Below are 11,943 nucleotides of genomic sequence, written 5' to 3' on the forward strand. Positions count from 1 at the left end.
GCTGTCCGTTAGCGTGGCGCGATGCCTCAACTCCAGCGACTCGACGTCCACCATGCTCCCGCGCTGCTCCGTTTCGAACGGGAGAACCGGGCATACTTCGCGCGGACCGTGCCGGACCGGGGCGACGACTACTTCAGGGAGTTCACCGCCCGGCACGCGGCGCTGCTCGCGGAGCAGGCCACCGGCCGGTGCCAGTTCCACGTCCTGGTCGACGACGACGGCACCGTGCTGGGGCGGTTCAACCTGGTGGACGTCGCGGACGGCAGCGCCGAGCTGGGCTACCGGGTGGCCGAACGGGCGACCGGCCGGGGCGTGGCGCAGGACGGCGTCCGCCAGGTCTGCGAGCTGGCCCGCGACGAGTACGGGCTGCGCCGGCTGGTCGCCTCCGCCGCGCTGGCGAACCCGGCGTCGCTCGCGGTGCTCCGGCGCACCGGCTTCGTCCCGGCCGGCGACGTGCTGCTCGGTGGCCAGCCCGGCCTCCGGCACATGCGGGAGCTGACGGCCGTGAACGGCGAAGTCCCCGGCTCGGGCTGACCTCCCGGCCGGGGGCTCCGCACGCGGAGTGGGCGACAGCGTGAGCCGGCTGGACGCGGTTGGCGGAGGCCGGCATGACGAGAGGCCCGACCACGATGCGGCCGGGCCTCTCGGTGGTCGGTCGGGGTCAGCCGGCCCGCTGCGCGGCGAGCGTTGCGGCGGCCTTCTCCTCCGCCTCCTCCGCCGCGCGCGCCGCCCGGTCGGCGGCGCCGCCCAGGGTCACGGCGACTCGGGCCGAGGTGAGGTTGGTCGGGTTCACCACCGTCGTCGCGCCGGCCGGCCCGCCCAGCCAGGTGCCGATCTGGGACAGCTGCCGGTCGGTGACCACCGCCGCGGAGCCGAAGACCAGGCCGGTGTGGACAGCGCCGCTCGTTTCGTCGAGGGTGCCCCGGGCCGCCGCGCCGAGGTCGGTGGCCGTGCCCGGGGTGAGCAGCAGCGGACCATCCAGCGTGCCCATCAGCGCCCCGCCGGCGAGCGCGTCCGGCCAGTCGGAGCCGGTGGCAACGCCCGTGTACCCCTGGCCGGCGAAGAAGATCTGCGCCACCTGCGAGGCAGTGTCGTACCGGTCCTTGCCCACGATCTCGTAGGCCTCGTCGTCGTAGGCCTTGGCGGCCTGCGCACCGGACCGGCCGATACCGAAGATGGTCAGGCCCGTGCCCAGCGAGTCGAGGTAGTCCCGGGTGACCTGCGGCATGACCCCGTTGTTGGTTAGCACGACCACGGCCCGCGGGATGTCGGCGAAGTCGTAGTTCCGCGCCGCCGCCCCGGCCGCGAGCGCGTCCGGGAAGTCCATCCCGGTGGCTACGAAGATCATCCCGGCATCCGGTCGCATCTCCCTGGCGATCGCCACCGCCGTGGCGAACCGGTCCTGGCCGGCCAGCCGCCGGACCTGGTAGCCCAGCCCGCGAACCTGCTCCTCGACGGTGGTGGAGAGGGCGCCGGGGCTGCCCAGCAGATAGACCGTCCCGCCCGGGGCGAGCACCCGGGTGAGCTCGCTCATGGCTTCCGGCTCGAGCACCTGGGGCGGCGTCAGCAGCAACGGCCCATGCCGGGACGCGGCCAGGGCGGAGCCGGCCAGCGCGTCGGCGTAGGTGTCCGAGCGGGACAGCACCACCACACGGGCCCGCTCTCGTGGGTCGGTCGGGGCGTTGACGCTCGCCCAGTGCGACCGGGAGATGGCCGTCGCGGTGGTGAACCGGCTCTTCCCGGCGAGCCGGGCCACCCGGTCGGTGTGCCGCGGCTGGTAGGCCGGCACTCCGGCGGTGGTGGAAACGACCGCCGGGAGGCTCAAACCGTCGGCGCGCGCGGTGGCCACCGTGTTTCCTTGGCTGAAGGCGATCGTCTGGCCATCAGGCGACCAGGCGGGGTGGTCGTGGGCCGGGGTGTTTCCCGCCACGACGATTTCGTCACCCCCGGCAAGGTTGGAGACAACGATCTGTCCGTCCCGGACGAAGGCCACCCGGGTGCCGTCAGGCGACAGTGCCGGGTTCGAGCCGTGGTCGTCGACCACCGTCACCCGGCTGCCCTGGGTCCGCCTCGGGTCGTAGAGCATGACCGCCGGCTGCCCGGTCGGCCGCCCGGTGCCGTCGTCGTCCTCACGCTGGAAGACGACCAGGCCGCCAGGACCACCATCCGGATTTCGGTAGTGCTTACCGAAGGTGGGCGGCGAGATCGTCTCGAAGCCGGGGGCGTCCCAGGTGCTGGAGCCCACCCGGATGGACCAGGTGGACGAGCTGTCCCACCGCTGGGCCCAGACCACGGCACTACCATCGCCGAGCCACGAGGTACCCGCCCGTTCGAGGTCACCGTACGGCTCCCAGACGACCTCGCGGACCGTGTTCGCACCGGTCCACCGGACCGACCGGATGCTCCGGTCGGGAGCCAGGTAGATCATCCGGCTGCCGTCCGGCGACCAGGAGACGTCCCGCATCGCCTCACCGATGGGGCTGATCAGGGTGCTGCGGGCGGGATCGCCGATGATCCGCACTGTGCTGGTGCCGTTGCTGATCGTCAGGACGTTGCCGGACCCTGGGAGGCTCGCCGCGGCAGGTGGGGCACCGACAATCAGGGCGCCTGACACGATCATGAGAGCGGCGGCACCCACCCCGGACCGCCGCAGATGTGCTGAAGACAAGAGGGAACTCCCCGTGTGGAGGAACCAGAATCGACGAGAGAGGGCCCGGTCGACTCGACCGGGCCCTCTTCCTTTCACGACCGGTGACCGGCCGGAACGGTATCGCTCACTTGCGCCGCTCGTCGAGCGACTTGTACGCGTCCCGCAGCTGCTCGCGGGTCCGGACGACGTCCGTGCCAGCGGTCGCACCGGCAGTGCGCAGCGTCGGGCCGGTAAGCAGCCCGATGTCAGTCGGGTTGCTGACCGTGGTGGAGCCCAGCGGGCCACCGATCCAGGTGCCGGCCTGGGTCTGCTGAGCGTTCGACACCACGGCGCTGGAGCCGAAGATCAGCGCGGTCTTGGCGGAGCCGCTGAGCTCGTCGAGCAGCCACTGCGCCTCCAGCCCCAGCGAGCTGTTGGTGCCCGGGGTGAGCATGAGCGGGCCGTTGACCAGACCCATCAGGGCACCACCGGACAGCGCGTCCGGCCAGTTGGTGCCGGTGGCGAGACCGACGTGGGACGACCCGCCGAAGAACACGTACGCCGTGTACAGCGCGGTCTCGTAGCGGTTCTCGCCCCAGACGTCCCACGCGTTCGGGTCGTAGGCTGCGGCCGCCTGGTAGGCGAACCGGCCGATGCCGAAGATCTCCCGAGAATCCGCCGGCAGCGTGTCCAGGAAGCTCTTGGTCGACGCCGGCATCTTGGCCTCGTTGGTGAGCAGCACCACGGCGCTGGTGCCGCTGCCCGGGTAGTTGTACGAACCCGCCGCCGCGCCGGCCGCCAGCGCGTCCGGGTAGTTCATGCCGGTGGCCAGCAGCACCAGATCCGGGTTCGGGTTGATCGCCTTGGCGATCTCCACCGAGGTGCCGAACCGGTCGGCGCCGGCGAGCCGGATCGTCTTGAAGCCGAGCGCCTTGACCTTGTTCTCCACGTCCGTGGAGATGGCACCCGGGCTGCCCAGCAGGTAGACGGTGCCGCCGGCGGGCAGCACGCGCTGCAGTTCCGCCTGCGCGGACGCCTCAAGGCTCGTCGGCGGGGTCAGCAGCAGCGGGCCGCGCTTGGCCGCCGCCAGCGCCGAGCCGCTGAGGGCGTCGGCGAAGGTGTCCGAGCGGGACAGCACCACGGATCCGGCCTGCTCCCGCGGGTCGGCCGCGTTGCTGGCCGTCTTCCAGTGCGACTGGGAGACGGCGGCGGCGGTGGTGAACCGGGACTGGCCGGAGAGCCGGACCGAGCGGTCCTTGTTCCGCGGCTGGTACGCGGGGACGCCGGCAGCCGTGGAGACCACGGTCGGGCTGGCCGCCCCGGAGCCGTTCGCCGGCGCGACGGCGATGCCGGTGCCCTGGGAGAACGCGATCTTGGTGCCGTCGGGCGACCAGACCGGGTTGTCGTGGGTAGCGGCGTTGCTGGTGACGGTGACCTCGTTCTCCCCGGTCAGGTCGGAGACGATGATCTGGCCGCCGCGGACGAAGGCGACCTTGTCGCCCTTCGGCGACAGGGCCGGGTTGGACCCGTTGTCGTCGATGACGGTTACTCGCTCGCCCCCCGCCTGCGAGTAGTCGTAGAGGACGACCGCCGGCGTGCCGGTGGGCTGGCCGGCACCGTTGTCCGCCTGCCGCTGGAAGACGACCTTGAAGCCCGGACCGCTGTCCGGGTTCAGGTAGTGGTTGCCATCCACCGGCGAGATCGGGCCGCCGCCGAAGCAGCAGGTGCTGGACGCGATCTGGACCGACCACTTGCCGCCCTGGGGCTTCTCCGCCCAGACGACGCTGCTGCCCACGCCACGGTAGGAGGGGCTGCTGCGCTGGACGCCCACCTCCGGGGGAACGACCACGTAGTACACCCCGCCGGCGGCCCCGTTCCACCGCATGGAGGACAGGCCGTTGTCCTGGTCGACGTAGACGGCACGGCTGCCGTCCGGCGACCAGGAGGCGTCCCGCATCTTTTCGTTCTCGGCAGCAAGCGGATTCACGAGGGTGGTTCGGGTGCTGTCGTTGATGAACTTCAGCGACGCGCTGTTGTTGCTGACCGTCAGCACCTCACCCGAGCCGGGGAGGCTGGCGGCGGCCGGCGTGCCGGCGATCAGAGCGGTCGAGCCCACGGCCAGAGCCGAGGCGAGCGCAGCGGACCTGCGAATGGAAGATTTTGGCAAGGGGACTCCCTGCAGAAGAACGTGCCGCACAACTCCACCCGTGCGCCGGCTGATCCGGCGTGGGGCGGCACGATGTGGGAAACCTTAAGAGACCTTTTGGTGTCACGCTCGCCCGGATCCCCCGTTTGCAGCAGGACCTGACCGAAAAGCTGAGGCAGCGACAGGACATGAGTTGCCCTCGCGATCGTACGATGCCGCTTGATCGTCCACCCATGCGTTCCCGGGTCGCGCTCGGCACGATCGGCTCGACCAGACCCGGCGGGCCGCCAACCCTGCCGCACCCACATTGGTCACCGCAGGTCGCGGGGCTGCTCTACAGTGATGACCGCGCCGCCCTCGGCCGGACCGGCCGCCCCAGCTCGTGGCGATCGCGGCGCGCATCTCCCAAGGAGCCTCCTTGACCGCAATGAACCTCCGTCGCCGTTCCGCCGTCTGCGCCACGGTGCTCGCCGTCGGCGCGACCACCCTTTTCGGCGGTGCAGGCACGGCGCATGCCAGCCACAGCGCTCCCAAGCAACTGCTCACCGCGAGCGACGGCACCACGTACCTCACCACGGCCGACGGTAGGCGCTTGAGCGCGGACGGATACCGGATCACCGATGCCGCATGGTCGCCGGACGGCAGCCGGGCGATCTTCGTCACCGATGACGGCAGCATCGCGACGGTCCGGTGGCGCGACAGCTCGAGCGTCTACCCGATCGCCAACCCCGATCCCGACTCCGAGCGCGTCGATCCGAAGTGGGTCGGCGACGGCGGCAGGGTGGTCTGGGCCGCGAAGTCCACCGGGACGCCGTGGCGCATCGAGCAGAGCGTCAGCGCATACGGCTCGGACGTCACCCAGCGCTCGCCGAACGACGGCTACCACTACTCGGATCCGGACGCCGGTGACGGGCAGCGGATCGTGGTGCAGCGGCAGGCCGACGACGGCGCCGGCAACCCGACCGGGACGCCGGAGATCGGCTTCCTGGACGGCAGCACCTTCACCCGGATCACCACCGACGCGGCCAACCCGACGCTGGCCCCGGACGGCAAGCGGGTCGCCTTCGTCCGCGGCGGCCAGATCTGGTCCACCGACCTCTCCGGCGGCAACCCGGTGCAGGTCACCCACACCGGCGGGCCGTTCGACGACCCGACCTGGTCGCCGACCGGCCAGGCCATCGCATACCGCCAGGGCAGCCAGGTGGGGACGACGCAGGCCGACGGCAGCTACATCGGCCCGCCGGTGATCGCCTCCGGGCTGACCGGCGTGCCGGAGTGGCAGTCGCAGAAGCAGGACCGGGTGGTCCGGCTCTCCGGCAGCGACCGCTTCGGCACCACCACCGCCATCTCCACGTCGCACTGGGCCACCGCCGGCAACACCACCGACAAGCGCCCCCGTGCCCAAGCGGTGGTGCTCTCGCGTTCGGACACCTTCGCCGACGCACTCGGCGGCTCCGCGCTCGCAGCCGCGAAGCAGGGTCCGCTGCTGATGACCCCGCCGAACGCGCTCCAGCCGGCGATCTCGACGGAGATGCGCCGGGTGCTCGCGCCCGGCGGGACCGTCTACCTGCTGGGCAGCCCCGGTGCCCTCTCCACCGACGTGGAGAACAAGGTCAAGGCACTGGGCTTCAAGACGGTCCGGATCGCCGGTTCCGACCGCTTCGCCACCTCGGTGGCGATCGCCAATGCGATCGATCCCACACCGGACGTGGTGCTCGCGGCGACCGGGATGAACTTCCCCGACGCCCTCGCGGCCGGTGCCGCCGCCGGAGCGCAGAACCTGCCGGGCAAGGGCACCTCCGCCGTCGTCGTCCTCACCAACGACGACAAGCTGCCCGTGGCCACCAAGACCTACCTCGACGGACTGCCCGCCGCCTCGGCCGTCGTCGGTGTCGGCCTCCAGGGCCACACCGCCACCGCCCCGTACGGCGCCGTCCCGCTCTACGGCGACAACCGGTTCGAGACGGCGCTGTACACCGCCTGGGCCTTCTTCGGCGGCGAGACGCACGTCGGCCTTGCCACCGGCATGAACTGGCCGGACGCCCTGGCCGGCGGTGCCCTGATGGCCTCGCTCGACGGTCCGCTGATCCTGGCCCCCGGCACCGCGGACCTCCTCGGCCCAGAGGTCGAGGAACTGGCCACCGAGTTCAGCGGCTCTCTGCACACCGGCCTGGTCTTCGGCTCGGCCGCAGTGGTCAACGATGTCCAGCTCCGCGGCCTGGGCACCTTCCTCAGCGGGCCGACTGGTTACGTCGCCCTCCAGAACACGACCGACGTGGGCCAGCCCCCAGCCGCCTCGACTCAGCGGACCGCCGGTCAGACGGCGCCGCAACTGCGTACCGCAGCCGATGTGAAGAAGGCGGTCAAGGCGGCGCAGCAGCGCCGGGCCGAGTAACCCGCGACGACGCGGACGGGGCCCGGCCGATCGGCCGGGCCCCGTCCGTTTGCCGTTTCTCCGCCACGCCCCCGAGGCAGCTCAGCAAGCCTACCACCAACGTTCTCCGGCGACACATGCGATGGCGACCCAGACCGGGACTCTGCTGGCTCATGCCGCGCCCTTATCGCGCGGCACGCAGCTTCCCAGGCGCATCCACCGGGCCAGCTTGCCGATCAAACCGCATGAAGGAGTGCCTTGAACCACAGGGTTGACGGATGGATGACCCACCGCCTACGGTCCTTTCAACCATTGGGTTTAAACCGAGGGGGATGACCACGGACGCGCTGTCCCGAGCCTTCGCCGCCCTCGCTGATCCGACCCGGCGCGACATGGTCGCCCGACTCTCCAAGGGCGACGCGACCGTAAGCCAGTTGGCCGAGCCGTACCGGATGACGTTGCAGGCGGTATACAAGCACTTGCGGGTGCTGGAGGACGCCGGGCTCGTCAGCCGACCGCGAGGGCCGCAGCCCAGGGCGGTGCGCCTGGAGGTCCAGGCTTTCGACCTGCTGGACACCTGGATCGAGCGCCACCGGAGCCGTGTCGAGCAGCGTTACCGCCGCCTTGACGCCGTTCTCGCGGGGATGGAGAGAGACAAGCATGAACAGGATCACGGAGACATTCATCGAAGCCGACCCGATGCTGCCGGTCATCCGGACGGCTCGTGACTTCGCGGCAACGCCCGAGCAACTGTTCCGCGCCCACACCGATCCTGCATTGTTCGCCCAGTGGGTCGGTCCCAACACCATGACCACCCGGATCGAGCACTGGGACGCGTGTACCGGCGGCAGTTGGCGGTACGTCTCGGTACGCGACGGCACGGAGTACCGGTTCCACGGCAGCTTCCACGAGGTGCGGCCGGGCCGGATCGTGCAGACCTTCACGTTCGCGGGCGATCCCGACGGAGTCGCGCTGGAGACGTTGTGGTTCGAGGACCTGGGCGACGGCCGTACGCGGCTGCGGACGCAGTCGCTCGTAGACAGCTTCGAAGGCCGCGATGCGTGGCTGCGCAGCGGCATGGAGGTCGGTATCAACGAGGGTTACGCGAAGCTGGAGAGGATGCTCATCAATGGCGCTGTCTGACCGCCCAGCCGAACGGCACCGGCAGGTTGCCGGGCTGTTCACCGACCGGGTCCGCGGTACCCGGTCCTGGGACGCGCCATCCCCGGTCGCCGGCTGGGCCGCCCGCGATGTCGTACGTCACCTGACCGAATGGTGCTCCGGTTTTCTTGCCTCCGGGGCCGGCATCGAACTGCCCCGTGGACCGTCCGTGGACGAGAACCCGGTCGCCGCGTGGCAGGTTCACTGCGACGGGGTGCAGGCGGTGCTGGACGATCCGGAGACGGCGCACCGGCAGCTCACCAACCCACACACCGGCAGCATGCCGCTGGAGACCGCGATCGACCAGTTCTACACCGCTGACGTGTTCATGCACACCTGGGATCTCGCCAGGGCTACCGGCCAGGACGACCGCCTGGACCCCGACTTCTGCGCTCAACTCCTCGGTCAGATGGAGCAGATGGAGCAGGTTCTCCGCTCCTCCGGCCAGTTCGGCACCCGGGTCGAGGTGCCGGGCGGTGCGGATACCCAGGCCAGACTGATGGGTTTCATCGGCCGAGACCCGTTCTGGTCGGGGCGGTGAGCCGGACGCCTTGATCTGGCTGGACAACATCAAAGGCCCTGGTTGGGACTCACGTCCTGACCAGGGCCTTTGCCGTGGAGCGGGTGACGGGAATCGAACCCGCACTGTCAGCTTGGGAATTGTCGATCTCCGGCAGCCCACCGGCTTGGCGGCCTGGTCTCGGCAGTCTCTCGTGGCCTCGGCTGGCCCCTGTTGTCCTCGCCCAATGGCACGCTAATGGCACGCCGGGTCCTGCCCGTCGCGTTGTCAGTCCCCTACGAACGCGATCGAGGCATCCGTCATCGTGGCACACACCTCAGCCAAGATCCGCAGCCTCTCTAGGCCACGGCGCTCCGGCCCCTGCCGCGCGAAGGGCAACAGCCTCTCAATCTCGGAGAGAAGCTGCGGCATGTCGGACGGCATGAACTGCACGTCGCCGTAGGGATCGACACGACTAAGCAGGGGGAAGCCGGGGCCTTCCCTCCCTAGCACCCGGTCGAAGTCCCCTGCCGCGTCAAACGTCCCGCCAGCGGGGTCGGGCAGCCCGATCAGCTGCTTCCCCGCCTGCCAAAGAGATGCCTGGACGCCCATGTGCCGATGATCCATGTTGCATCGCCGGCTAGGCATCGCACCTTCAGGTTGGAAGATCGCGCTCAACGAGCCGCGATGCCCGAAACGCCTGCTGTCGGCGGCAGAGCTCGGTGCCGCTCGTGCCCGCTCATGACCGCTGGGCGCCACGGTTACTGGCCCGCGGATGGCCCGCATCGGTACCAGCGGGTCACCTGCCCATCGGATAACTTGCCCTATGCCCGTCATCGATCTGAGTGCGCCGGCCCGCCCCCCGTCGCCTCGCAGGACGACAAACCCGCGGCTCGTGGCAGCGCTGGCAGTCTTGGGGCTCGGGTGCCTCAGCGGGGAGCCGGTGGACCCGACGCAGCTTGCCCCTGAGGTGCGGTGCGAGTCATGGCAGGAATCCATCGCGGGTGAGGTGGAGCCGGCCAGCGCTCCGGTAGGAGGTGCCCCGCCAGGAGCGACCGCGACAGTGCGCGTAGTGGCCGTTGTGGATGGTCAAACCGGATGTGTCGTTTCGGTGCACCGGTGGCGTGAAACGCCGTTGCTGTTCCAGTCCGGGGATCACGACCTGGTCGCCATCGTCGACATGGACGGCGAACGCGAACGGGGGCGCTGGACGGTGCGGGTGTCGGGCGAGCCGCTGGGCGGGGAACTCGTGCGGTGGGACGGCGACGACCTGGACGTCGGGCTGTCGCGGGTGATGGCCAAGCTTCGGGAGCGGGTTCCGGGACTGCTCGACTGAGCTACGGCCTGGGGGTTAGAAGAAGATCGCGGATGGCTGGTCCTGCCTCGCGCGCCTCGTCAGCCTGTCTGTTGTTGTCGGGCTTGGCCGACGTCTGCGGATGGCCTTGGCTGTACAGATGGCTGTACGGCCGGGCGACGCGCCGGTGCGGAGAGACCCTAAGCTGACGCCCATGTCGCGGAGCATGCTGTGATCGACCTGGACGAGCAGAATCACCAGCCGGCGGAGTCAGGCACCACCCCTGACCGGCTCATCGCCAGGCGGAAGATGATCCTGCGTCTCGTCGCTGCGTTCGTGGTCGGCGTTGTGCTTGGCGGTTTCGGTGTCAGCGAGCTGCGAGACTCGCGTGATCAGCGAAAGCGGAACGCTGTGGTCGCACTCGTGGCCTTACCTCAATCGGCCGACCTCGGAGGCTCGTCCGCCCAGGGATCGATCCAACTGTCTGGGCAGTTGACGTTGATCAACGCCGGCCCCGCGCCGATCACGGTTCGGGGAGTTCAAGCAGCGAGGCCCGGCGTCGTGGTGCGCAGCACGGGACAACCCCGGCTGTTACCCCCTGGCGGCACCGGTCAGCTCCTAGCCGAGCTGCGTTTCGAGTGCTCGATCGCCTTCCAGCCAGAGCCATTGTCGCTACGGCTTTCGGTTGAGACCGATGACAGGCAAGTCAGAGAGGTCACCTACCCCGTCGCTCTCGTAGGAAGCGACTGGGAGCGCGATGCTCAGAGCATGTGCGACCCGCACACAAGCAGGGCGGGCTGACGCCCAACAGAACAAGGGCCAAGCGCTGAAGCGGATCTCCTCGTCGGGCAGTCGTAGACCGTCCAGCCTCCCCGGACGGGGTCCAGGTGGAGCGGCCTACCGGACGAACGACCTGGACCCCGTCCGGGGAGGCTGGTAGCCCTTGTGGTGCCCGGTGAGGGGATTCGCGGCTGATCTCTGAGGAGGGCCGGGGTTCGGGGCAGCGCCCCGAGGTCTTCAAGGTCTTTGTCGTCCCCAAGCGTGGCCGGCCGGCCCGGCCGATGCCGGCCGGAGGTCGCCAGCAGGCCGGGGCCGGGCCGGCGCGGCCCGCTTTGCGGGCCGCCTTGATCCTCTAGAGGTCAATTCGGCAATGTCTAGCGAGGTGACACTAGCGAGGTGGCACTAGCGAGGTGGCACTAGCGAGGTGGCCTTGGCGGCGTCCTCTTGGGGAAAGGTTGGTTCTCAGTCCGCCAACGCTGAGCTGCTGTGAGGAGGTCAGTGGTGCTGACATCAAGGGTGATGAAGTATGCGTGGTAATCAGGCCAGTCGTGATGTGGATTCCACGGCGGCATGCTCTCGTGTGAGAAGTGGACGCGTACTCGGGCTCGGGCTGGATTGACATCCTCAAGGCTGAAGGCCAGGTTGGGCTCGATGAAGGAGAGCAGCGCTTGGGCTGGCGGTGGGGCGGGCACCGGAGTCACTTCGCCCACACCTACGCTGGCCATCCAGACAGCGAGCCTCTCCGCCTCCTCGGTCGTCAAGCAGGGATCGACGAAGCTCCACTCGCGACCGTCGGCGATGCGGACGCGACAGCTAACGACGAGCCATTCATCGTGATCATCCTCCTCCCCTTCTCGAACTAGTGACGCGGCGTCTAGTTGGTATCCCTCGGGCCGAAGTTCGAGATATCCGCCGTCACGGGAGATCAGCTTCACCGGAGCAGAGTCTCACGCACTATGAGGTCAGTGAGGTGATCTCAGTAGCGCATAAGGGTTGATCGGCGCGACACGGACGAAGGCGGCGATTCGGTCGGCAGTGGAAACAGGCGTGGAGCCATCGA

The 11,943-nt window shown here is 69.6% G+C and carries 11 protein-coding genes; 7 read left to right on the top strand and 4 right to left on the bottom strand.

The annotated features are described in order from the left end of the window. The first annotated feature begins 21 nt into the window (after positions 1-21). Positions 22-534: a GNAT family N-acetyltransferase gene (locus tag ACFYML_RS35395; RefSeq protein WP_387424785.1), complete on the top strand. Its 513-nt coding sequence runs from the start codon at positions 22-24 to the stop codon at positions 532-534. Positions 535-661: 127 nt separating this feature from the next. On the opposite strand, the gene ACFYML_RS35400 is transcribed toward ACFYML_RS35395, so the two are convergent. Together ACFYML_RS35400 and ACFYML_RS35405 are read right to left on the bottom strand one after the other, a co-directional pair. Beyond that, positions 662-2,620 (bottom strand): cell wall-binding repeat-containing protein, encoded by a 1,959-nt coding sequence (locus ACFYML_RS35400; protein WP_387424787.1) that lies wholly within the window; start codon positions 2,618-2,620, stop codon positions 662-664. Positions 2,621-2,774: 154 nt separating this feature from the next. Continuing rightward, positions 2,775-4,745, bottom strand: coding sequence for a cell wall-binding repeat-containing protein (locus tag ACFYML_RS35405; protein ID WP_387424788.1), 1,971 nt, complete (start codon positions 4,743-4,745; stop codon positions 2,775-2,777). 457 nt (positions 4,746-5,202) lie between these two features. On the opposite strand from ACFYML_RS35405, the gene ACFYML_RS35410 reads away from it, so the two are divergent. From ACFYML_RS35410 to ACFYML_RS35425, 4 genes are all read left to right on the top strand, one after another. Then, positions 5,203-7,170: a cell wall-binding repeat-containing protein gene (locus tag ACFYML_RS35410; RefSeq protein WP_387424797.1), complete on the top strand. Its 1,968-nt coding sequence runs from the start codon at positions 5,203-5,205 to the stop codon at positions 7,168-7,170. Positions 7,171-7,481: 311 nt separating this feature from the next. Further along, positions 7,482-7,877 (top strand): ArsR/SmtB family transcription factor, encoded by a 396-nt coding sequence (locus ACFYML_RS35415; protein WP_387424789.1) that lies wholly within the window; start codon positions 7,482-7,484, stop codon positions 7,875-7,877. Next, positions 7,849-8,292, top strand: a complete 444-nt coding sequence (locus ACFYML_RS35420) for an SRPBCC family protein (RefSeq protein ID WP_387424790.1) — start codon at positions 7,849-7,851, stop codon at positions 8,290-8,292. The genes ACFYML_RS35415 and ACFYML_RS35420 overlap by 29 nt, the downstream gene beginning before the upstream one ends. Continuing rightward, entirely contained in the window at positions 8,279-8,851 is a 573-nt protein-coding gene (locus ACFYML_RS35425) for a TIGR03086 family metal-binding protein (RefSeq protein WP_387424791.1), read from the top strand. The genes ACFYML_RS35420 and ACFYML_RS35425 overlap by 14 nt, the downstream gene beginning before the upstream one ends. A 246-nt stretch (positions 8,852-9,097) precedes the next feature. On the opposite strand, the gene ACFYML_RS35430 is transcribed toward ACFYML_RS35425, so the two are convergent. Next, the gene (locus tag ACFYML_RS35430) at positions 9,098-9,421 is read right to left on the bottom strand and encodes a hypothetical protein (protein WP_387424792.1); all 324 of its coding nucleotides are present in this window, start codon (positions 9,419-9,421) and stop codon (positions 9,098-9,100) included. Positions 9,422-9,920: 499 nt separating this feature from the next. On the opposite strand from ACFYML_RS35430, the gene ACFYML_RS35435 reads away from it, so the two are divergent. Continuing rightward, positions 9,921-10,145, top strand: a complete 225-nt coding sequence (locus ACFYML_RS35435) for a hypothetical protein (RefSeq protein ID WP_387424793.1) — start codon at positions 9,921-9,923, stop codon at positions 10,143-10,145. Between the two features lie 189 nt (positions 10,146-10,334). Continuing rightward, positions 10,335-10,904, top strand: coding sequence for a hypothetical protein (locus ACFYML_RS35440; protein WP_387424794.1), 570 nt, complete (start codon positions 10,335-10,337; stop codon positions 10,902-10,904). Positions 10,905-11,299: 395 nt separating this feature from the next. Here ACFYML_RS35440 and ACFYML_RS35445 read toward each other — a convergent pair whose 3' ends face one another. Next, a complete protein-coding gene (locus ACFYML_RS35445; protein WP_387424795.1) occupies positions 11,300-11,818 on the bottom strand; it encodes a hypothetical protein in 519 nt (172 codons plus the stop codon). Between the last annotated feature and the right edge of the window lie 125 nt (positions 11,819-11,943).

Origin of the sequence: Micromonospora sp. NPDC007230, assembly GCF_042869115.1 — a bacterium.
Lineage (GTDB): Bacteria > Actinomycetota > Actinomycetes > Mycobacteriales > Micromonosporaceae > Micromonospora.

What these genes read in the sequence shown, in the direction of transcription:
- ACFYML_RS35395 (WP_387424785.1), top strand. Translation starts at nt 22, where the DNA reads ATGCCTCAACTCCAGCGACTCGACGTCCACCATGCTCCCGCGCTGCTC.
- ACFYML_RS35400 (WP_387424787.1), bottom strand. Translation starts at nt 2,620, where the DNA reads ATGATCGTGTCAGGCGCCCTGATTGTCGGTGCCCCACCTGCCGCGGCG.
- ACFYML_RS35410 (WP_387424797.1), top strand. Translation starts at nt 5,203, where the DNA reads ATGAACCTCCGTCGCCGTTCCGCCGTCTGCGCCACGGTGCTCGCCGTC.
- ACFYML_RS35415 (WP_387424789.1), top strand. Translation starts at nt 7,482, where the DNA reads ATGACCACGGACGCGCTGTCCCGAGCCTTCGCCGCCCTCGCTGATCCG.
- ACFYML_RS35420 (WP_387424790.1), top strand. Translation starts at nt 7,849, where the DNA reads ATGCTGCCGGTCATCCGGACGGCTCGTGACTTCGCGGCAACGCCCGAG.
- ACFYML_RS35425 (WP_387424791.1), top strand. Translation starts at nt 8,279, where the DNA reads ATGGCGCTGTCTGACCGCCCAGCCGAACGGCACCGGCAGGTTGCCGGG.
- ACFYML_RS35430 (WP_387424792.1), bottom strand. Translation starts at nt 9,421, where the DNA reads ATGGGCGTCCAGGCATCTCTTTGGCAGGCGGGGAAGCAGCTGATCGGG.